The organism is Microbulbifer maximicatervae (SeqCode), from assembly GCF_052467385.1.
Genome location: NZ_CP174311.1, coordinates 4335178 through 4356380 on the forward strand (window position 1 = coordinate 4335178; position 21203 = coordinate 4356380).

The following is a 21203-nucleotide window of genomic DNA, read 5'->3' on the forward strand; positions in this document are numbered from 1 at the left end:
ACGGGGGCCTAAGCCCCCGAATTTTGTGATCACTAAGTATGATTACAGTACTTATATAGCCGTCACTAACTCGTTACCGACTCAATAACCCCCTCTGGATTACCCCTCTTCTTGGAGCGGCCCGGTAGTACTAACATAATGGGTGTAACCAATAACGTCAGCAAAGTGGAAAAGGTAAGCCCGTAAACAATTGCACTGGCTAGCTTCACCCAAAAAGAGGCTATCACTCCATCGACAACAATATTGCGTCCGACCATATCCACACTGACGCCTAGCGCCAGGGGCAGCAACCCGAGGATAGTTGTTGCCGTTGTCAAAAAGACCGGTCTCAGCCTCTGTGTCGATGCCTTTATTGCTGCTTCCGTTGGAGTGAGGCTCGGCTCATTCTTACGCACGAAATTATAGGTATCTATCAGTACAATATTATTGTTCACCACAATTCCAGCCAGCGCCACAATACCCACTCCAGTCATAATCACACTGAAGGTGCTTTGTGTTATTAGCAGACCAAACATCACCCCCAAAGTGGACATAATCACAGATGAAAGTACTAATAAAGACTGATAGAAGCTGTTGAACTGTGTTACTAACAGGATAAACATTAAAAACAGAGCCAGGAGAAAGGCTATGCCGAGGAATTGAAAAGACTCATTCTGCTCCTCATCCGCCCCACGGAATAGCAGCTCAACCCGGTTATCCACCGGATTACTCTGCAACCACTTCCTTATTTCCTTCACTTTGTCATCCGGCAGAACCCCCTCTTGCGCATCAGCTTTGATTTGCATGCGAGTAATTCCGTCGATTCGCTCAATCTTATCGACCTTGGGCATGGCTTCTGTGTGCACAAAACTGCTAATCGGAACGGTACCTTGCACGGTATTAACTTTTAGCTGATCGAGCGCGGCTATGCCTCTGGCACTTCTGGGGTACCTGATACGTATATCTACTTCTTCATCCGTATCATCGGGTCGATATTCTGCAACCCGGACGCCATTGGTAACCAACTGCACCGCCCTGCCAACTTCAGTTAGATCGGCACCATATAGAGCAGCCTTGGCTCGATCAACTTTCACTTCCCACTCGATGCCAGGTAGTGGCGCGGTGTTTACAATATCTCGCAACCCGCCAATTTCCTCCATTGCACGGTGTAGTCTCCAAGTTTCCAGCAGTAGCTGCTCATAGTTCTGACTGCGCAACTCCAGAACAATATCCTTGCCTACCGGCGGTCCTCCCTCCATTACATTTGCGGTTACTTTAATTCCGGCAAAATCTGAGGTGCGGGAACGGATATCGGCAAATATGTCGCGGCTCCGTCGCTCGCGTTCCTCTGCGGGATAAAGCTCCACTAACATATTGGCGATTTGATCTGGGGAACGATCAGAATTTCCAGAAATTCCGCCAGAACCAATTGTAGTGTGAGCTATTCGGACCTCAGGCACACTAAGCACGGCTCTTTCCACTTGCACCACCAGGGCTTTTTTCTCCTCCATGGACAAATTGCCCTGGGCCCTAATTTCTACATTACCGTATTGCTCTTCTGTATCCGTGAAAAATTCAACACCCGCACCAAAATTGACAAAGCCAATAAAGATGGCAACCAGAATGGCAATAGTGGTTAAGAACCCACCCAATGGGCGCTGCAGAACCTTCTCAAGAATACGCGCATACCAGCCGGTAATTCCAGGCAGGGCTCGAGGTAACCCATCCTCTAACTGGCTCAGGTAGTTACGAGTAGAGGCATCCATTGCGCTTTTGCCAAACAGTGAACCCAACACAGGAGCAAAAAACAGGGCGTACAAGAGTGACCCCGCCAATACTGCAAATACTGTAACGGGCAGGTAACGCATGAAGTCTCCCACCACTCCAGGCCACAGCATAATCGGCAAAAATGCTGCAAGGGTAGTCGCCGTTGAGGCAACTACCGGCCAGAACATCCGACTGACTGATGCAATATATGACTCCCTTGCTGACAAGCCTTCAGCCATTTTCCGATCGGCAAACTCGGTAATCACAATGGAACCATCAATTAACATACCGAGGGCCAGCAACATTCCGAACATCACCATAAAGTTAAACGAATAACCCAGATACCAGGTGATGATGGAACCAAACAGCAAAGAGAAGGGCACTCCCAGTCCCACCAGAATTCCCGAGCGAAAGCCGAGCGCGGCAACGACAATAATCATTACCAGTAGCATCGCGGTCAGGATGTTTCCCTGCATCTCACTGACCATATCCCGTGCGAAATCAGATTGGTCAAAAACAAACTCAACCGTAATTCCCTGTGGCAAAACACCAAATTCAGCCTGAACCACTTCCCGGACTCGATCCGCAACATCGACAGAGCTGGCATCGTTGCGCTTTTCAACATTAATAGCGAGCCCCGGGCGACCATTGATACTGGTGTAGCTCACTGCATCTTTGAAGGTTCTGCGAATATCTGTAACAGCACCCAAGGTCACAACTCCATCGCGTGACTTCTTGAGCGGAATTTCATAAACATCCTGAGCGGTCTCAATCAACCCAGGGACTTTCACTGAAAAACGGCCCCGATTGGTTTCCAGCTCCCCTGCAGGAATTAACAGATTGTTCCCCAATACCGCGTTGATTAACTCCGCACTGGTGATTTGATAGTGCTCCAGTCGCACCGGATCAATCACTGCCTCAACAACCTCCTCCCTATTACCGTGGAGATCTGCACCTAGCACCTCAGGGATACTCTCTATCTTCCGCTTAAGCAATTCAGCCGAGCGCAGTAAAACCCGTTCATTCACTTGCTCGCCGGATAGGGTAACGACGATGGTAGGGAAAGGTTGAGCGGATACTTCCTCCACAGTGGGCTCGTCGGCATCCCGGGGCAGCTCAGCCCTGGCCCGCTCTACAGCATTGCGAATATCATCGACGGCATCATCTACACCAATGGCAGAGTCAAATTCAATCACGATATATGCAAGGGATTCCCGGGCGACAGCAATCACCTCGACAACCCCTTCTACCGCACGAATTTCCTTCTCCAGAGGGCGGACCAACAGGCGTACACCATCCTCTGGGGAAATTCCCTCGTGAGTGACCTGTACAATTACAAATGGAGGGTTCACCTCAGGGCTTGATTCAATTGTCATCGCTGCGCGAGCAACTATGCCAATTAAAACGATCAGCAGCATCAGGCATATTGTACTGCGATTTCTTTGAATAGCGCTTTCCAACAGCTTCATCGCGAATCCCCCTCGGGAATCACTGAAGTTTCGGATACCGGAGTCACCTCTGCGGAATCTACTGGGGAAGCTTCCTTCGCTTGGTTCTCCCGGGAAAACTCCTCCCCAGTTTTCAGTATTTCTGCACGAACCAAATCTCCCGTAGTGACATATTCTTGTCCCACAGTAATCAGAGTCACTGTGTCGGGCAGTCCAGAAACCCAGACCCCGCCATCACCATCCCCAACCAGTGAAACATTGATAAATTGCACTCGGTTTTTATCATTGAGAGTCCGCACCCCCAATTCACCGCTATCATCCAGCGTGAGTAGAGATGCATTAATATGGTGGGCCGTAATTTCACCGGTCGGGAGGACCAGCTGACCACTCAAGCCTCCGGGAAGTTGATTACCTGGATTATCTACTGCTACCTCCACTCGGTAAGCCCGAGTAATTTCCTGCGCCTGTTGACTGATATAACGAAGGTATCCGTCTACTAACAGTCCTCTTTGTAATTGGGCTCTCGCCGGCCCGCCCTCAACAAGGCTCCCCACTTGATCCTCTGAAACTTCGCCAACAATTAAGATGGGATCCAAGTCAAGAATGGTCGCGCATTCCTCTCCCCGGCGAATAAAATCTCCCAGCTCCACCGCTCGGCTATTCACTACTCCAGCAAATGGTGCACGAATTTGCAGTTTCTCTACCGTCACTTTGGCACGTGTGTACTCCGCCTTGGTTCGGGCAAGCTCAACTTGCTGCTGGGCCATTGCGGTATCCGACTGCAGTCCTTTTTTCTTAAGTTTCTCGGCACCGGCAAAGTCTATTTCTGCTTTGCGTTTTGCCGCTTCAGCTAATGCCAGTTGCTCAATACGATCTTCAGCCTCGATTTCGCAAATGACATCCCCTTGTCTAACTGTCTGCCCTTCCGCAACTGGGAGTGCAGCAATAATGCCATCCAGTTCAGCGCGCAAACGTACATGCCGGTTAGCCTCAGTGCGCCCATTCACTAGTATCTGAGTGGCGTATGGGCTGGACTCAATGATTTGGGCTTGAATTCGCAATTCAGGCTCTGGCTTCTTGGCAGTTACCTCTTTAGATTCTGACTGCTCATCCTCTGCATCGGAGAATAACTGCCCACTCAGCAGCCATAAAATAGCGATCACCGAAACAATAATTGCCATTCGGTAATTGCGCCTTGACCAGATTGATGCCAATACATTCATAACTTACTAAACCTGTTGGGCAATGATGCGCCATCGCAAAAGGGGTCTTAAATCCAATCGAAGGGATCTGCGATAACAACTGAAGCGAAGCGATTTTTACACAATCACAGCGACTTATAAAAAGCTCCGCTGTGTCCTACTCGAATTCTGTCAATAAATACGTGCTTAATGTCGGGCAAATGAAATATACGAGTGATCTACAAATTTAGACTGGAATCAGCAGATAGTCCCCCCTTAAGAAAGGTGTACACATGTGCCAATAAAAATAAGTACAAAGAGGAGGGAGAGCAGTCAGGAGCGAGGAAATAATTCTCTCGCCCTTGGTTTGAACGGGAAATCTCTACGACAGCATAGATTCCAGAAATCCAAGCATGTCGGATTCATCATCAACCAGCTCACCAGAACCAAACTCCGCATTCCAGTCGAGCAGAATTTGAGCCAAAGCTTTCGCCTGTTCCGCTAAGGCAATTAACTCTTCCCGGCTATTTTTTGGTCCCGTATAAAGTTTCAGCTTTCTATGGCTATTCGCCAACTGATGCCCCGGATACTTGGACCTATAGACCTCCAGTTTCCAACGCAATGAATGCACCATATTGCGATAGAAAACCAGTTTTGCCGGCAACTGTAAAAGTGATAAGTCTTCCAGGTCACCAAACAGCGTACAATCAACGCCTAGAACCTGAGTATCCTGGCTATTATTCGCGGCAAATACATCGGCACTGCGGGGCTCCGCCAATAGCATCGACAAATCACCAAATAACTCACCTGGACGTATTACCGCCAAAGGACGTTCATTTCCCGGAGCCTCCTCAGCTGCGGGACTGTTCACCTTCACATGTAACTCACCGCGTAACAAGAAGTAGACCCATTGATCCACATCCCCTGCACGCAGCAGCTGCTCACCCGACTGAAGGCTGACCAACCGGGAGCGCTTTAGCAATACATCGTATTGCCACTCACTCGAGGCACGAATATCCCGAAATAGATGGATGACATTGAGAAGGCGATCCACAGCATCCCGTGGATACTCGCTAAGAGGTTTAATTTCCATGCACAATTCAAATTTAGTGAAAACTATTCCATTTTCCTGAAAAGAGTGGCCTAAGCCACTCTGCAAAGTGCCATTCTAAACGATATCGACCTAGCACACCTGTTTCTAAGTGTGACAATCGTTTCCTTACCAACCCTTTATCTTGGGCGAATGAGGACAGTCTGACCTTATCAGGCTTGAACTCCGTTCCAGTTACAGTAGAGTTAGGTGTAGTGAGTAGTACATTGTACTCTCACAAGCTTTGGGCGCGCACTTTTTAATCTGACTTGTGTGCATTGGGGTTGGGGCCCCTGAATTCTTACTTAGCGGAACATTTTGCTCCTGCTACTGAGACACCGTAGAACAATGAAATCGATAAAAATTGTCCTCTCTTTTTGGGTGTTTACATTTGCTCTCACTGCGAAAGCTGCACCACTTTTAAACGGTCTTGCACTAGAAAAACAATTTAATAAAGACATTTATATCGCTGCAATATACTCGGAAAATCTAACCCGGGATTCCAGCACACTACTCGATAACAATATTCCTCGGCGCTTGGAGGTTCGTGTTATCACCAAAAGTCTGCCGGCACGGCGACTCCGCAATCAATGGATGGAAGCCATTGCGATTAACAACCGCGGAGATACGCTCAGCAGTCAGGCAGAAAACATGGTGACCTTTGCCAACCTGTTTAAGGGGCGCTTTGCTCACGGTGATCAATTGAGTATCGAGTTCGCCGCCGATACCGGCTCGACAACAATCTCCCTCAACAGTATTCGGCTTGGAGAGATTGCTGACCCCGACTTCTTCAATACCTTGCTACGAGCCTGGATTGGTTCTGTCCCTCCCTCTACTGACTTTAAAGATGGGTTGCTTTCCGCCGGCCAAGTGTCAGGTAGCCTGGTAACTACATTCGAGTCCCTGGCCCCAACAAGCGAGAGAGTTGCCGAATTACAACTCAAGCAAATAAGCCAGGAAGAGGCCACTGCCGCCGAAGAGGCTCCAACTGAAGCCACTAAGCCTAAACCGGCTATTGAAATTGCTGATCTTCCGCCTCCAACTCTAGCCCTAGCCGCAACCGCTCCCGCAGCAGCGGTTGTAACTGAGGCCGATAGTATTCAAGGGGACAGTGAACAGGGACCTCAACCGGAAGGGGCCGTTCCAGCACAAGCTGAGGATGAGATTGAGCTTATTACGGTACCTCCTGAGGATGGCCCGCTCCTGGCTGCAGATGCCGAAGATATGATGGAAGAGGAGGAAGAGGCTCCCCTGACGGCTGATATGATTCTGGCACGCCAGATCTACCACTCCAGTTTGCTGCGTCACACGTTCCGCTACATTCGCTACCCCAAACGAGCCCAAGAGCGGGGCCATGAAGGCAGTGTACGCCTCAATGTGACTATTGATTCTCAAGGCCAGGTACAAGATATCCAACCGGTACAGGAATCCCGTCATGCCAGCCTTAACCGGGAGGCCCAAGCTGCCGTACGCAGAGCTGGACCCTACCCTGGAGTCCCTGCGCAGCTAGGTACAGATACTTATAACTTTTCTATCCCTATCACTTTCCGCCTGCCAGATTAAATAGCTACTCAACTTGTACCAAAAGCCCCGCGATGCGGGGCTTTTGGTTAAACTCACTCCAACGCAACTTATCCCCGGCTAGGCGCAGCCCTCTTGCCCCAGCTCACCCCCTGCTTTTAGTATGCTCGGCGGATATTCAGCCAAAAGAGCAAAAATGAAAAAGTTACTATTACCACTCGCTATTGCCGGTACCCTGGCGGGAGCCCAGTTCCCTCTGTTTGCTGTCGCTCACGACCACTCCACCGGTAGTAAAGCTACCGCTGAGCAGGTTCAGCTTTCCTCGGGTATCGACCTGGGCGCTATGGATACCAGTGTACGGCCTCAAGACGACTTCTTTGCTTATGTAAACGGCACTTGGCTGAAGAATACTGAAATCCCTGCAGACAAGTCCCGCTGGGGCGGTTTCTCTATTCTGAGAGATCAAAGTACCGAGCAAGTCAAAGCTCTGATTATGGAAGCCAGCCAAGGAGCCAAGAGCGCCGATGCCAAGCAAATCGGAGATCTCTACAACAGCTTTATGGATAAAAAGCTGATCGAGAAAAAAGGGCTCTCCGCTGTTTCCGACGAACTCGCCAAAGTCGATGCAATTAAGAACCGCAAGGATCTTACCGATTTCTTCGCCTATGCGGATACCGTCGGCTACGATGTACCATTTGGCGGAAGCATCTGGCAGGACCTGAAGCAAGTAGAAAACTACATGACTTTCCTGTGGCAGGCAGGCCTTGGACTCCCTGATCGCGACTACTACTTCGAGGACACTGAGAAGAGTAAGAAACTCCGCGAAGCCTATGTAACCTACCTCGCTGATCTTCAAGGCCTCGCAGGACTTAAAGAGGCTGACGACTTTGCCAACAAGATCTTCAAACTTGAGGAGAGTTTGGCAAAACACCATCGCAGCCGCGTTGATAACCGGGACCCGGAAAAGTACTACAACAAGAAAACTGTTGCTGAACTTAAAGAGCTAATGCCCGTTGTAGATTGGGATAGCTACCTGGCCAAAGCCCAATTGAAGAAGGCAGATAGTTTTATTGTCGGCCAGCCTGAATACCTGGAAGCGGCCAATGAGATTATTGCCAATACTGAGCTGGCAACCTGGAAGCGCTACCTGAAGGTCAAAGTACTTAATGCAATGGCGCCCTACATGCATGACGAAATCGCACAACTGCGCTTCGACTTCTACGGCACCACCGTTCACGGTATTGAACAAATGGAACCCCGCTGGAAGCGCGGCGTGCAATTCGTCAATGATTCTGTAGGCGAGCTGGTCGGTAAGCGCTACGTAGAAAAGCACTTCCCGCCTGAAGCTAAAGAGCGAATGGTTGTACTTGTGGACAATCTGAAGGCCGCCTACCGGGAATCCATCGAATCCCTCGAGTGGATGGGCGAAGATACCAAAAAGCAGGCTCTGTTTAAGCTAAGCAATTTTTCCACCAAAATCGGCTACCCAGACAAGTGGCGTGACTACAGTAACTTGACAGTTAAATCCGATGACCTGATTGGCAACGTTCTGGCAGCTAACTTGTTTGAGTCCTCTTACGATCGCAATAAGCTGGGCAAGCCGATTGATCGCGATGAGTGGGGCATGAGCCCACAGACTGTGAATGCTTACTACAACCCAGCCATGAATGAAATCGTATTCCCTGCAGCGATTCTGCAACCACCATTCTTTAATATGAATGCGGATGATGCAGTCAACTACGGCGGTATCGGCGGTGTAATCGGCCACGAGATTGGACACGGGTTCGATGATAAAGGCAGTAAATTTGATGGACGCGGCTATCTCAACAACTGGTGGACCGACTCCGACCGTAACAATTTTGAGCAGCTGACCAGCAAGCTCGTATCCCAGTACAACGCCTACGAGCCGCTTGAGGGTGAACACATCAACGGCGAGCTGACCCTGGGCGAGAATATCGGCGATTTATCAGGCCTGGGAATTGCCTATAAAGCTTATAAAATGTCTCTAGATGGAGAAGAGGCACCTGTTATTGACGGCTTTACCGGCGATCAGAGGGTGTTTATGGGCTGGGCTCAGGTGTGGCGCAGCAAGATGCGCGATAAAGCCCTCAGTGGACGTTTGAAGGTAGATAGTCACTCTCCCGCTGAATATCGTGTGAAAGGCGTACTACCAAATATCGATGCCTTCTACGAAGCATTCGATATTAAGGAAGGCGACGGTATGTACCTGCCTGAAGAGGAAAGGGTAACTGTCTGGTAAACCGGTACCGTCACCTGGCCGCCCACGCGGCCGGGTTTCCCTTCAACCAATTCTACCTCTCCCCCAACAACCCCTAATCTAGCGTACCAATTTACCCTCTATCACGGGGATACCTCCCGTCGGCAGTATGACTTACCATTAGCTCACTTAAATAAGAAGAGAGTTGCCAATGGCTAACCAGTCTCAGTTTCATCTTCTCACTAGCCGCCGCTTTTTGCCGTTCTTCAGCACCCAATTCCTGGGCGCCTTCAATGACAATGTTTATAAAAACGCCCTAATTGTCATGATCGCCTTTCGCCTGGTGGAAAGTGAAGCAAACGCACTAATTAACCTGGCTGCTGGCTTGTTTATTCTTCCCTTTTTCTTATTTTCTGCCTCCGCCGGCCAGATCGCGGACAAATACGACAAGGGGAGATTAATACGCTGGATTAAGCTAGGAGAGATCGCTATCGGTGCACTAGGTGTTTTCGCCCTTTTTAGCGGAAGCAACGCACTCTGTTTAACTGTGCTCTTTCTCTTGGGCATACAGTCCGCCTTTTTTGGCCCGGTGAAGTACGCGATCATCCCTCAACACTTAAAGCGTTCCGAACTGATAGGGGGTAATGCTCTGGTGGAAATGGGGACATTTGTGGCCATTTTAACGGGAACAATTGTCGGTAGCCTACTCGCAGGCCTCACAGGCCATGGGCAACAGGGAATTCTCTACTTAGGCCTGGTAATTATGGGTGCAGCTACCCTGGGATATCTAGCTAGCCGCTCAATCCCCGCAGCGCCAGCCCCCACACCCAATCTAAAAATAAACCCTAACCCCATTACTCAAACCCATAAAATACTCCGTGCCAGCGCGAGTACTCCCTCAATTTTCTACTCCATTATTGGTATATCTTGGTTTTGGTTAATGGGGGCGGCCTATCTGACACAAATTCCCAGTTTTACCAAGAATGTCCTAGGTGGCAGTGAATCAGTGGTTACATTGCTACTGTGCAGTTTTACCATTGGTATTGCCATTGGGTCCTTGATCTGCGAGCGCCTCTCCAGTGGATTTATTGAACTTGGCCTGGTGCCTGTTGGCGCGGCTGGACTCACCATAAGTGGTATCGCCCTGGGTATTGTCGGGGGAAACTTTGCAGAACTCCATGAAGCCAGCTTTACCGCATTTCTAAGTACCGATGGTGCATACTCTCTTCTCAGTTGTCTGGTACTACTGGGGATGTTTGGGGGTCTTTACATCGTTCCTCTGTACACCATGATCCAGGATCGATCCGACCCGGCAATTCGTGCACAAATTATCTCCGTAAACAATATTTTGAACGCCCTCTTTATGGTGGCTTCAGCGCTACTTGGAATTCTATTCCTCAATATGCTGGACGCGACCATACCGCAGTTCTTTCTTGTTATTGCACTTATGAATGCGGCGGTCGCCATTTTTGTGTTCGCCAAAGTGCCAGAATTTGCTATGCGCTTTTTGATCTGGGCCCTTTCCCACACCATGTACCGGGTAAAGCACCAAGGGCTTGAACAGATACCCACAGAGGGACCAGCCCTAATCGCTTGTAATCATGTGAGTTATGTCGACGCACTATTACTCGCCGGCGCTGTCCGCCGTCCTATCCGCTTTATTATGTACAAGCCCATTTATGAAATTCCAATTTTGCACTTCGTCTTCAAAACAGGCCGGGCAATTCCAATTTGCTCCAAGCAGAAAGACCCTGAAGGCTATGAACAGGCTTTTCAAGCCATTGAGGAAGGGCTAAAAGATGGAGATCTTCTCTGTATATTCCCCGAAGGTCAGTTAACTAAAGACGGAGAACTACAGCCATTTAAAGCCGGCATAGAAAAAATTCTGGAGAGAACCCCCGTCCCTGTAATTCCTATGGCCCTCCAAGGTCTCTGGGGTAGCTTTTTCAGCCACAAAGATGGTCATGCCTTCACTACATTGCCTAAGCGTTTTTGGTCGCGGGTGAGCGTCGTTGCCGGCAGGCCTGTCGAAGCAGCCGGTGCCAAGGCAGAGGCTCTATACCGCCAGGTGCTGGGCCTGCGCGGAGAGAAGCGTTAGCCTCCCCTTTTTCTTAACCGACAAGGATATGTGCCTACTTCACTGGTAGGCACATAAATTCTTCTCCTGCCCCACGACACCAGCCCCCTCCTTAAATCATTCCGATCACCTATTCTGATAGCGGGAATATAAATACATAGCTGCTAAGGGCGGCACAGGGACGAAGGCTTAACCATGTCTCAAAGCAACCAGTTCAAGCTCCTCGCCAGTCGCCGCTTTACGCCACTGTTTCTCTCACTGTTAGGCAGTGTTTTTAATGACAGCCTGTTTAAAAACTCCCTGCTAGTCATACTGGCATTTCATTTGGCCAAAGCAGAAGCCAATACACTGATTAATCTCGCCAGTAGCCTCTATGTCATACCGTATTTTCTATTTTCACTCGCCGCTGGACAATTGGCTGACAAGTATGAAAAGGGTCGAGTCATAAGAATTATTAAAGCCGCCGAAATACTAATCAGTATCCTCGGGGCCATTGCACTACTCACTGATGACCGAGTTTTAAGTTTTATCGTATTAATACTTTTTGCCACCCACACAGCTTTCTTTAGCCCTGTCCGATATGCCATCTTACCGCAGCATCTAAAGCAATCAGAATTACTTGGAGGAAATGGTTTAGCCCAGGTTGCATCCTTTTTCGGATTACTGGTTGGAACAATTGTCGGCACCCTCCTAGCCGGTGATGTGGGCCAGGGAAAACCAGGGCTTTTATATCTAAGCTTGGTGATGGTCACTGTCGCCGTACTAGGCTATCTCGCAAGTAGGGCAATCCCTCCCGCTCCATCCTCCGCCCCCAATTTAAAAATAGATTGGAACCCTATCAGCCAAACGCTGAAAATTATGCGGGAAGTAATCAAAACACCCACCGTTTTTTACGCAATTATTGCAAACTCCTGGTTCTGGTTATTTAGCACCGCATACCTAACCCAGGTTCCCAGTTTTGTCAGAAATGTGCTTGGCGCCAGTGAACCAATAATCACGATACTACTCTGCTGCCTAACTGTTGGCGTTGCTACAGGCTCACTAATGTGTGAAAGCTTATCTCGCGGTCGTATTGAACTGGGCTTGGTGGCAGCCGGCGGGCTGGGAATGACGGTGGCGGGACTTTGGTTGGGCATCCTATCGGGAAACTATCAGATGCTCTCCAACGCATCCCTTAGCCAATTCCTACAGAGTGATGGTGGACTGACCATTTTATTTATCACGACTTTCATTGGCGTTGCCGGCGGTATTTTTATCGTACCGCTATACACCATTATTCAGGAAAGGACAGCAGAGCAAATTCGCGCGCAGGTTATCTCTGTAAATAATGTCCTTAATGCCGTATTTGTAGTCATTATATCTTTTTCTATTATTGGGCTACTCGGGCCTGTGGGAATGACAATTCCCCAGGTATTTACCCTGCTGGCCGTACTAAATTTCGCTCTTTTAGTACTCCTGCTTTTTCGAATGCCGGAAATGTTATTTGACACCCTTTCTTGGCTTACCTATATCCTGCCCAGGCGCACGAAATACGAGGGGACTGAGCAAATCCCTAGCGAAGGTTCAGCACTTTTAGTTGCCCGCTACTCTAACCTGCTAACCCCATTTATTGTTAGCGGGGCAACGCAACGCAAGGTTCGCTTTATCCCCAGCGACGCCATTACTAACAGCCCTAGGCTTCACGCACTTTTACGCAAAAGTGACTATTTCCCCAAAAACTACTATGAAATCGAAGCTTCAGAGCTCAAGAGAAAGCACAATGCGATTCATGAGGCAGAGGCAAACAGGGATCTTCTGTGCATCCTGATTGAGGAAAACAGCAGGAAAGAAATTACGGAGCTTGTCACGCTGCTCAAGGAGAGTTTTCAAGGCGCATCATTGCCATTTATCCCTCTATCGATCCAAGGTTCGTTTAGCTATAAACGAAACCTAAAGACAATAGTACGGGTTGGCAGCCCAATACCGCTTGCAGAAATTTCTCCAGAACTGCTATCCGATAACCTGAAGGGTGCCGAATAAAGAGAGGCAGAATAGGGTACCCACAGAGTTGCGGGTACCCAAAAGCCATTTAGGCCGCTTTAGCGGAACTGGAATCTGAGCGGCCGCCTTTCAGTAGCAACCACAGAGCGACAACCAGTATTGCCCCCTGAATACCAACACCTTGCCAAGTCGGGTAGATACCCAACCAGTCAAAGCTGAGATTTACCGGCAGCGGGGAAATCGCAATCCACGCCGCTTCTTGCAGCGCCGCGACAGCCTTGCCCGCAAGAACAAATGACAACGCCAACAGTAAATAGGTCGTCATGGAGAAGAACTTGCCTATAGGCAAGCGAGCAGAGAAGCGCACAAAGGCAACGCCCAACACAACCAGCAATATCGCACCGGCAGCGAGCCCCCCCCATAGGGCGCTGTACTGACTGGAAGCTGTTTGCACCAATAGGGCCTGGTAGAACAGGATGGTTTCAAAAATTTCGCGGTACACAGCGACAAATGCGAGACCGGCAATGCCCCACAGGGCGCCAGCGCTAAGGCTGCGGTTGATGCTGTTCTGGATATATTGCTGCCACTGATCCGCCTGGGTCTTACTGTGCATCCAGAAACCCACGTAGAAGAGCACAACTGCGGCCAGAAGCGCTGCAACCCCTTCCATAACTTCCCGGCTGGCGCCACTGATGGAAACCAAACTCTGTGCGGCAACCCAAGTAACAACACCTGCGACCGCGGCACTGATCCAACCGAAGTGAACAAATTTCAACGCATCGCGACGACCGGATTTTACCAGGATCGTTGTCAGTGCAATCACAACCAGCAGCGCCTCGAGACCTTCGCGCAGAAGTATCCCCAAGCTGGCAATAAATAGTGCACCCGCAGAGAGAGTTGTCTCCTGCATTAAAGATTCGGCGCGCCCGAGTTGCTCAAGAATTACCTGTACCTGAGCCCCGACTTGCTCGGGGTTACTATCGGCATTCAGCTGACTGCGCAGCCCGAGCAGCTCCCGCTCAGTGGCTTTACGCAGATCGGCGTCGAGGGAATCCAGAGAACTCTCCGCCATCTCAAAACCGTCCAGGTAGGCACTAATAGCCAGGGTGCGGGCGTGATCGTAGTTACCTTCCTGGTAGGCCACCAGGGACTTTTCCAGTTGCGCACGGGCTATCTCAATCGGCTGGCTACTGAGGCTCTCCTCACCAGTAAAGAAGGGTGTGGGGTCGGCACGCAGGGAAGCAACTGCCGCGCCGGACAGTTCCGGGCGATCACTCTGCAGCACATTGGGGCTGTACATCACGATATCCTGCAAGCTCGGCTCAACGCCTTCGCCCTCCCCCGCTTCACCTTGGAAAGCCAGGCCGCCAACATAAAATGCCAGGGACCAGCGCTGCTGCTCATTCAGGTTTTTGAAGGCGGTCATTGCAGTGCCATCGATACCGTTACTGATAGCATCGTAAAGGCCCAGCAGGGAGCGATTTTCAGCGCGCTCCAACTCGTAGAAGTTTGTCGGCGCCGGCTCCAACTGTGCCGCTAAGGGGCCATCCCCTTTACCCTCGATACCATGGCAGGTAACACACTGCGCCTGGTAGATAGCGCGACTCTCATCCACATTCAGCAATGCAGTGGGCAAAGATAGCGCGGGGGCGATAGATAGTAGCCCCTGACGCAACTTGGCGGTATGCGCTTGCACTTCCTGCACACTGGCCTTGCGGAGAATCGCCGCTTGCAACGCATCCGCCTCGGTGCGGATCATCGCCGCTTCAGGCGACTCTTGCAGTTGTGCGCCGCGATCGATCAGTACCGAGGCGAACTCCTGCATCTCTGCAAACTCATCGTCACTAATGATCTCCCCGTCTGCCACCGCTTCCGGGTAATCTACACCGATGTACTCTGCCATCTGCATCAGCTGGCGCAATTCCTGCTCTGAAAGACCGGAGGCCTGGGCTTGGACGGGTAGAACCGTAATGGCCAGTAGCGCCACTAGCAGGCGGGCCAAGTGTAAGGTGAGGCGCATGGAGAATCCTTTACTGTTATTGCAAAAGGGTTTTATCAATCTGGCGCATAATATAATTGGTAATCATTCTCACAATAAAGCCTGCAAAAGGGCTACTCCCAAATAAAGCAGTTGCAAAAAAGGTTGTGCACAACTAAATTTAGCAAAATACAAACCTTCGAGGCTCTCCCAATGACCGATCTCTACTCAATTCCTGTGCAAACCGCTGATGGGCAAAAGACCACTCTGGCCGATTACAAAGACAAGGTGGTGCTAGTTGTTAACACGGCCAGTAAGTGTGGCTTCACCAAGCAATACGCGGGCCTGGAGGATTTATATAAAAAATACAAAGACCGTGGATTTACCGTCCTGGGCTTTCCCTGCAATCAATTTGGCAAGCAGGAACCCGGTAGCGATGAGGAAATTCAGGAGTTTTGTGAACTGAACTTTGGAGTCAGCTTCCCCGTCTACGCTAAGCTGGACGTCAATGGCGATGAAGCTCACCCGCTGTTTGTGGAGCTCAAGAAACGTGCGCCGGGGCTATTGGGAACCGAGGGCATTAAGTGGAATTTCACTAAGTTCTTGATCGGTAAGAATGGCGAAAATGTTAAACGCTACGCGCCAAAGGATGCACCGGCATCCCTGGAGACAGAAATCGAGCGTATGCTCTGATGATTGTCTGTGATGACGATTCCGGCGAGCTGGCACTGAACCGCCAGCTATGTTTTGCCCTCTACGCCGCATCCCGAGCCATGACCCGCGCCTACCAGCCGATGCTAAAGGAATTGGGGATCACCTATCCGCAATATCTGGTTTTAATGGTTCTGTGGGAGTGGGCCAACACCAAGGCGCCATCGGAAGAAGAGCAGAGCGTCAGTGCACTGGGGCAGAGGCTGATGCTGGATTCCGGCACCTTGACCCCGCTGCTTAAGCGGATGGAGCAAAACGGCCTGGTCAAGCGTCGCCGCAGCAATCAGGATGAACGGATAACCCTGATCACTGTGACAGAGGAAAGCCTTGCCCTTAAACCAAGAGCCAGAGAGTGGGTGACAGCACAGCTGGACAACAGCCGTATCAGCCGCAGCGAGGTAGAGCAACTACACGGAGACTTGTGGCAGTTTCTGCATAAATTGACCGATACCACCCCTTAATAGCAGACCCCATTGAAACCCTCAGTGGGGCAGCCCTTCAAAAACAGGATATAAACACTAAAAAACAGCCCAGACCGAAAACATAATAACAAAAACAGAAAATAGTACGCCAATATTAGGATATACATTGACCTTTCGGTTGATTCCGCTTCATAATGCCCTGAATCCGACCTAATGCGGAAACTGTTGTATATGAAGACTCCATTTATAACTCAGCGCCAGTCTTTTCTTGCCCTAGCTTTCTCGCTACGACTGCCCCTGCGCGGCATATAATTTTTCTCCCCCCCACCCCCAACAGAATTCCAAACTTTATTTGAGCGATGCATAGACAGCGGCAAGGCCCCCTGTTTAGCCTCAAAGCAAATAAGGAGAACAAACGAAAATGAGCACTAAAAAAGATAAGTTAGTCATTTTTGATACCACTCTGCGCGATGGCGAGCAGAGTCCTGGCGCCTCTATGACGAGAGAGGAAAAAATTCGCATCGCCCGCATGCTTGAGAGAATGCGTGTCGATGTCATTGAGGCTGGATTCGCGATTGCCAGTCCCGGGGACTTCGAGTCGGTCAAGGCCGTCGCTGAAGCCGTTACCGAATCACGGGTTTGCAGCCTTGCCCGAGCGGTCAATGCCGATATCGTGCGCGCTGGCGAAGCCCTGAAGAATGCCAACGCCTCGCGTATCCACACATTTATTGCCACTTCTCCAATCCATATGAAATACAAGCTGCAAATGGAGCCGGAAGCGGTGTTGCAGCAGGCAGTGAAAGCGGTTCAAACAGCGCGCAACTTTACCGACGATGTGGAATTCTCCCTCGAGGATGGCAGCCGCTCCGAGCCGGAATTTATGTATCGCATCATCGAAGCGGTTATCGCGGCAGGGGCCGGCACTATCAATATTCCCGACACCGTTGGTTACGGAGAGCCGGAAGAATATGGGGCTATGTTCCGCCGCGTTATCGAGAACGTCCCCAACTCTGACAAAGCTATCTTTTCGACCCACTGTCACAACGACCTGGGCCTCGCCGTTGCCAACTCCCTGTCGGCCGTGATGAACGGTGTGCGCCAAGTGGAATGCACCATCAATGGCTTGGGAGAGCGCGCCGGTAATGCCTCCCTGGAAGAAATCGTTATGGCAGTACAAACCCGCCAGGATCTCTACCCGGTAGAAACAGGGCTGGATACCAGCCACATCGTGCCCACTTCGAGAATGGTGTCGTCGATTACCGGCTTCCCGGTACAGCCCAACAAGGCCATTGTCGGCGCTAATGCATTTGCCCATGAGTCCGGTATTCACCAGGACGGTGTTCTGAAGCACCGCGAGACCTACGAAATCATGCGCGCTGAAGATGTAGGCTGGGGTCAAAACCGTCTGGTTCTCGGTAAACACTCCGGCCGGGCTGCCGTCCGCGCCCGCTATGAAGAGCTGGGGGTAGATTTCGCCGATACCGAAGAATTCCAGCAGGTATTTGCCCGCTTTAAAGACCTAGCCGACAAGAAACATGAGATCTTTGACGAAGATCTGCACTCTCTGGTGAGCGGAGGTGAGTCACCGGTGGAGCGATTCCAACTGAGCGACCTGGATGTGCGCACCAAAATCGGCTCAGCCCCCCAGGCCTTTGTCAGCCTCACCATTGACGGAGAACTCCGGCAGACTGAAGCCAGCGGTGGCGGCCCCGTAGATGCCACCTTCAAAGCTATTGAACAGCTGGTAAACAGCGGCGCCGACTTAAAACTTTATTCTGTAAATGCGGTCACCCAAGGAACAGACTCCCAAGGGTCCGTCACAGTGCGCCTGGAAAAAGACGGCCGCCTGGTCAACGGCGTTGGCGCAGATACAGATATCCTGATTGCCTCAGCACAAGCCTATATGGATGCGTTAAACTTGCTCGCCAGCAGTGAGAGTAAGAAACAGGGCGTATAAGTGAACGAGCTTCAGCGAGCGGAATATTTATCAGTACTTGGAGTTCCAAGCTATGTGCCCCGATTCGTATTGCCGCTCGCACCCGATCCTCGCCAGGCCGAACTGCCTCCCGCCGAAGAGGCTGCTGGGACTCAGCAGCCTCTGGTTGCAAGTGGAATAGCTCAAAACCCGCTACCCCACTCAGCAGATCAGATAATCACCCAACCGGTACAGAGTCCGGAGCGCAACGCCCGTGTGCTAGATGAAATAAGCGCTCTCACCGACCAGACAAAACGCCCACAAGAGACGGTGGCAGTGACACCGGCTCCTGTTGCCCCCCCCCAGCAAAGTGTTAAACCTTTTGTTTTGAACTGCTGGCGTATTGGGGAGGAACTCCTGGCCGTGGACAGTCACGAGCCCGGTGCAGCGCTTCCCCTGGAAGCCCTGTTCAACAATATTCTCCGCGCCTTGCACTGGCACCAGCTCCCCCGGCAACAGGAGCGCCTGCAATGGCCTTTAACAGAAAATCGCTTTGGTCCTGCCGAAGACGCCTCACAGGCTCGCGATACATTCTCCAGCTGGTTGGAGGCCTCTTATTCCCGTATGCCGGTTAAATCCATCTGGCTGATGGGCAGTGAAGCTCAAGACTTTTGCACTCCGATCCCATTGGAAAGCCAGGTTGTCGAATGGCAGAAGGCCCGCTTAATTAGTATGCCCAGCCTCTCGCAACTACTGCGAGCCCCCGAACTAAAACGCCCCCTGTGGAACCTGTTGCGCACTAGTTACCCGACTGAAACCCGCGCAGAATGACCTACTTAAATTACACTGAGCTACAGTTGCGCTCCGCCAATGCCGACGACTGTGCATCTCTGGCCCAGTTGGCAAACAGTGCCCACAGTCATCCGTGGAGTGAAGCCCAATACCAGCAGAGTCTCAGCGCCGGCCACTACTGCTGGGTCCTGATCCAAGGCGATGACATTATCGCCTGTTGCGTGATCAGTAGCCTGTTTGACCAGGCAGAAATCCTGGACATTGCCGTATCCCCAGCGCAACGCCGACAGGGCCTCGCCGAGGCATTATTGAACAGCGTGAAAACGGAATTACCCAGCGAAGTTGAGCGAATTTTGCTCGAGGTGCGGGTATCCAATCTCGCTGCGCGCTCCCTCTATCGCAAACTGGGTTTCTCTGAAGACGGGATACGCAAAAATTATTACCCCGCGCAAAACGGCATGCGCGAGGACGCTGTACTCATGAGTCTCGCTCTGAATGACACTCAGTCGTAGAATGAGCCTCTCATTCGGAATTCCCGCCTTACCGACAAGGCCTTGAACGGCAGGCAACCACTCCTGCCCTGTAACACTATTCCCGACTTCCCAACCCCCTCGTTGGATTGACAAGAGTTATACATGTCTCTATCAAAAAGCAGCCCATCACTGCTGGAAGGTTCAGTTTCCAGTCACTTACAGAGACTGGCACTACCCATGGTCTGGGGAATTCTCGCCGCCATGTCCTTTAATATCGCCGATACCTATTTTGTCTCCCAGCTGGGCGATGGCCCCCTGGCGGCGATGAGTTTCACCTTCCCGGTAGTGATGGCCATAAACAGCTTTGCTATCGGTCTCGGCGCAGGTACTTCTTCGGCTGTGGCCCGGGTTTACGGCGCAGGGGATATAAAGAACGTTCGCCGCCTGGTAACTGACGCATCTGTACTGGCACTGCTGATTGCTGTTGTGATTACTGCAGTCGGCCTGGCCACCATGCGCCCTCTATTTGAGCTGCTGGGCGCCGGCCCCGATATGCTTCCGCTTATTGCCGATTACATGATCCCCTGGTATCTGGGAACCATCTTTGTCATTGTCCCGACCGTCGCGCTCGCTGCTCTTCGCGCCATTGGTAACAGCGCGGTAACCGGCCGTATTATGGTGGCGGTAGCCCTACTGAACCTGATTCTCGACCCCATTTTGATTTTTGGGCTTTTCGGCTTTCCCCGACTTGAGCTCCAGGGAGCAGCTATCGCTACGATTATCGTGCGCGCCCTGAGCTTTATTGCTGCACTTTACTTCATCATCAAAAAAGAACACCTAATGACAGCCCCACAATGGCGGCTGAGCGGCCTACTCGAATCCTGGCGCAAAGTGTTAGCTGTCGGGCTTCCCGCTGTGCTCACCAATGTCATTATTCCCGTATCGGGAGGTGTTGTCGTTGCACTCGTTGCCGTGCACGGCGAAGACGCCGTCGCGGGCCTGGGAGTCGCACTCCGAGTAGAACCCCTGGCACTCATTGTATTTTACGCACTTTCCTCTGTGGTCGGCCCCTTTATGGGACAGAACGCCGGGGCGGAAAAGACCGACCGCCTGCGGGAAACCGTGAGCGTACTGGCAAAATTCTGCCTGGTATTTGGAGCTGGGCTGGCTGTGCTTCTCTACTTTGTTGCAGAACCTATCGTAAGTCTGTTCAGTGATTCCACCGAAGTTCTCGCCGTCGCTGTTGCCTACCTGACCCTGGTGCCTCTCAGCTATGCCGGGTACGGCTTTGTGATGTCTGCCAATGCCGCATTCAATGGACTCGGGAAACCGCTGCCAGCAACTGTCATTTCTTTCCTGCGGGTACTGGGTCTCTACCTACCCCTGGCCTGGATTGGGAACAGCCTGTGGGGCATGACCGGCCTGTTTGTCGCTACAGCAGCATCCAACCTGATTCTCGGCTTTATTTCCTGGTGGTGGCTGCGCCGCGATACGCACCAGCGCACAGCAGAGACAACAACCAGCCCCGAGCTGTCAACCAACTGATCGATCTGTGGGCCGAATCACTCCTGATTGGGCCCATATCTATCCCCCCCTAAAAACACAACACAAGGAAATCAGTGCCTTAACGGGCAGCGTACACATTACTTGC

14 protein-coding genes are annotated in these 21203 nt (G+C 51.1%); 10 read left to right on the forward strand and 4 right to left on the reverse strand.

Features of this window, described 5'->3' with window-relative positions; all coding sequences use genetic code 11:
- Positions 1-65 precede the first annotated feature (65 nt).
- The 3 genes from ACJJIR_RS18535 to ACJJIR_RS18545 all read right to left on the reverse strand — a co-directional run bounded on the left by ACJJIR_RS18535 (position 66) and on the right by ACJJIR_RS18545 (position 5468).
- Positions 66-3215, reverse strand: a complete 3150-nt coding sequence (locus tag ACJJIR_RS18535; RefSeq protein WP_444906430.1) for an efflux RND transporter permease subunit — start codon at positions 3213-3215, stop codon at positions 66-68.
- Positions 3212-4375, reverse strand: a complete 1164-nt coding sequence (locus tag ACJJIR_RS18540) for an efflux RND transporter periplasmic adaptor subunit (RefSeq protein ID WP_413664354.1) — start codon at positions 4373-4375, stop codon at positions 3212-3214. Before ACJJIR_RS18540 ends, ACJJIR_RS18535 begins: the two co-directional genes overlap by 4 nt.
- A 382-nt stretch (positions 4376-4757) precedes the next feature.
- The gene (locus ACJJIR_RS18545; protein ID WP_413664353.1) at positions 4758-5468 is read right to left on the reverse strand and encodes a Crp/Fnr family transcriptional regulator; all 711 of its coding nucleotides are present in this window, start codon (positions 5466-5468) and stop codon (positions 4758-4760) included.
- Between the two features lie 345 nt (positions 5469-5813).
- Between ACJJIR_RS18545 and ACJJIR_RS18550 the strand changes: the two genes are divergently transcribed.
- The 4 genes from ACJJIR_RS18550 (at position 5814) to ACJJIR_RS18565 (ending at position 13300) form a co-directional block, all read left to right on the forward strand.
- Positions 5814-7028, forward strand: coding sequence for a TonB family protein (locus tag ACJJIR_RS18550; protein ID WP_444906431.1), 1215 nt, complete (start codon positions 5814-5816; stop codon positions 7026-7028).
- Between the two features lie 154 nt (positions 7029-7182).
- Entirely contained in the window at positions 7183-9246 is a 2064-nt protein-coding gene (locus ACJJIR_RS18555) for a M13 family metallopeptidase (protein ID WP_444906432.1), read from the forward strand.
- Positions 9247-9415: 169 nt separating this feature from the next.
- Complete coding sequence (locus ACJJIR_RS18560) at positions 9416-11302, forward strand: MFS transporter (RefSeq protein ID WP_444895221.1); 1887 nt, start codon at positions 9416-9418, stop codon at positions 11300-11302.
- A gap of 174 nt (positions 11303-11476) precedes the next feature.
- Positions 11477-13300 (forward strand): MFS transporter, encoded by a 1824-nt coding sequence (locus tag ACJJIR_RS18565; RefSeq protein WP_444906433.1) that lies wholly within the window; start codon positions 11477-11479, stop codon positions 13298-13300.
- Positions 13301-13349: 49 nt separating this feature from the next.
- On the opposite strand, the gene ACJJIR_RS18570 is transcribed toward ACJJIR_RS18565, so the two are convergent.
- Positions 13350-15281 (reverse strand): cytochrome c/FTR1 family iron permease, encoded by a 1932-nt coding sequence (locus ACJJIR_RS18570; RefSeq protein ID WP_444906434.1) that lies wholly within the window; start codon positions 15279-15281, stop codon positions 13350-13352.
- 171 nt (positions 15282-15452) lie between these two features.
- On the opposite strand from ACJJIR_RS18570, the gene ACJJIR_RS18575 reads away from it, so the two are divergent.
- The 6 genes from ACJJIR_RS18575 (at position 15453) to ACJJIR_RS18600 (ending at position 21097) form a co-directional block, all read left to right on the forward strand.
- A complete protein-coding gene (locus ACJJIR_RS18575; protein ID WP_282934317.1) occupies positions 15453-15932 on the forward strand; it encodes a glutathione peroxidase in 480 nt (159 codons plus the stop codon).
- On the forward strand, positions 15932-16411 hold the full coding sequence (locus ACJJIR_RS18580) for a MarR family winged helix-turn-helix transcriptional regulator (RefSeq protein ID WP_444906435.1): 480 nt from the start codon (positions 15932-15934) through the stop codon (positions 16409-16411). The genes ACJJIR_RS18575 and ACJJIR_RS18580 overlap by 1 nt, the downstream gene beginning before the upstream one ends.
- A 382-nt stretch (positions 16412-16793) precedes the next feature.
- On the forward strand, positions 16794-18329 hold the full coding sequence (locus tag ACJJIR_RS18585) for a 2-isopropylmalate synthase (RefSeq protein WP_444906436.1): 1536 nt from the start codon (positions 16794-16796) through the stop codon (positions 18327-18329).
- Positions 18330-19118: a uracil-DNA glycosylase family protein gene (locus ACJJIR_RS18590; protein ID WP_444895225.1), complete on the forward strand. Its 789-nt coding sequence runs from the start codon at positions 18330-18332 to the stop codon at positions 19116-19118. It begins immediately after the preceding gene.
- Positions 19115-19591 carry a ribosomal protein S18-alanine N-acetyltransferase gene (gene rimI, locus ACJJIR_RS18595; protein ID WP_444906437.1) on the forward strand — a complete coding sequence of 159 codons (477 nt, stop codon included), beginning with the start codon at positions 19115-19117 and terminating at the stop codon, positions 19589-19591. The genes ACJJIR_RS18590 and rimI overlap by 4 nt, the downstream gene beginning before the upstream one ends.
- A 123-nt stretch (positions 19592-19714) precedes the next feature.
- Positions 19715-21097, forward strand: a complete 1383-nt coding sequence (locus ACJJIR_RS18600; protein WP_444906438.1) for an MATE family efflux transporter — start codon at positions 19715-19717, stop codon at positions 21095-21097.
- Positions 21098-21203 lie beyond the last annotated feature (106 nt).

Excerpts from the sequence above, each read along its gene's own strand:
- rimI (WP_444906437.1), top strand. The coding sequence starts at position 19,115 with ATGACCTACTTAAATTACACTGAGCTACAGTTGCGCTCCGCCAATGCC.
- ACJJIR_RS18560 (WP_444895221.1), top strand. The coding sequence starts at position 9,416 with ATGGCTAACCAGTCTCAGTTTCATCTTCTCACTAGCCGCCGCTTTTTG.
- ACJJIR_RS18540 (WP_413664354.1), bottom strand. The coding sequence starts at position 4,375 with ATGGCAATTATTGTTTCGGTGATCGCTATTTTATGGCTGCTGAGTGGG.
- ACJJIR_RS18545 (WP_413664353.1), bottom strand. The coding sequence starts at position 5,468 with ATGGAAATTAAACCTCTTAGCGAGTATCCACGGGATGCTGTGGATCGC.
- ACJJIR_RS18555 (WP_444906432.1), top strand. The coding sequence starts at position 7,183 with ATGAAAAAGTTACTATTACCACTCGCTATTGCCGGTACCCTGGCGGGA.
- ACJJIR_RS18565 (WP_444906433.1), top strand. The coding sequence starts at position 11,477 with ATGTCTCAAAGCAACCAGTTCAAGCTCCTCGCCAGTCGCCGCTTTACG.
- ACJJIR_RS18570 (WP_444906434.1), bottom strand. The coding sequence starts at position 15,281 with ATGCGCCTCACCTTACACTTGGCCCGCCTGCTAGTGGCGCTACTGGCC.
- ACJJIR_RS18575 (WP_282934317.1), top strand. The coding sequence starts at position 15,453 with ATGACCGATCTCTACTCAATTCCTGTGCAAACCGCTGATGGGCAAAAG.
- ACJJIR_RS18550 (WP_444906431.1), top strand. The coding sequence starts at position 5,814 with ATGAAATCGATAAAAATTGTCCTCTCTTTTTGGGTGTTTACATTTGCT.
- ACJJIR_RS18585 (WP_444906436.1), top strand. The coding sequence starts at position 16,794 with ATGAGCACTAAAAAAGATAAGTTAGTCATTTTTGATACCACTCTGCGC.
- ACJJIR_RS18580 (WP_444906435.1), top strand. The coding sequence starts at position 15,932 with ATGATTGTCTGTGATGACGATTCCGGCGAGCTGGCACTGAACCGCCAG.
- ACJJIR_RS18535 (WP_444906430.1), bottom strand. The coding sequence starts at position 3,215 with ATGAAGCTGTTGGAAAGCGCTATTCAAAGAAATCGCAGTACAATATGC.
- ACJJIR_RS18600 (WP_444906438.1), top strand. The coding sequence starts at position 19,715 with ATGTCTCTATCAAAAAGCAGCCCATCACTGCTGGAAGGTTCAGTTTCC.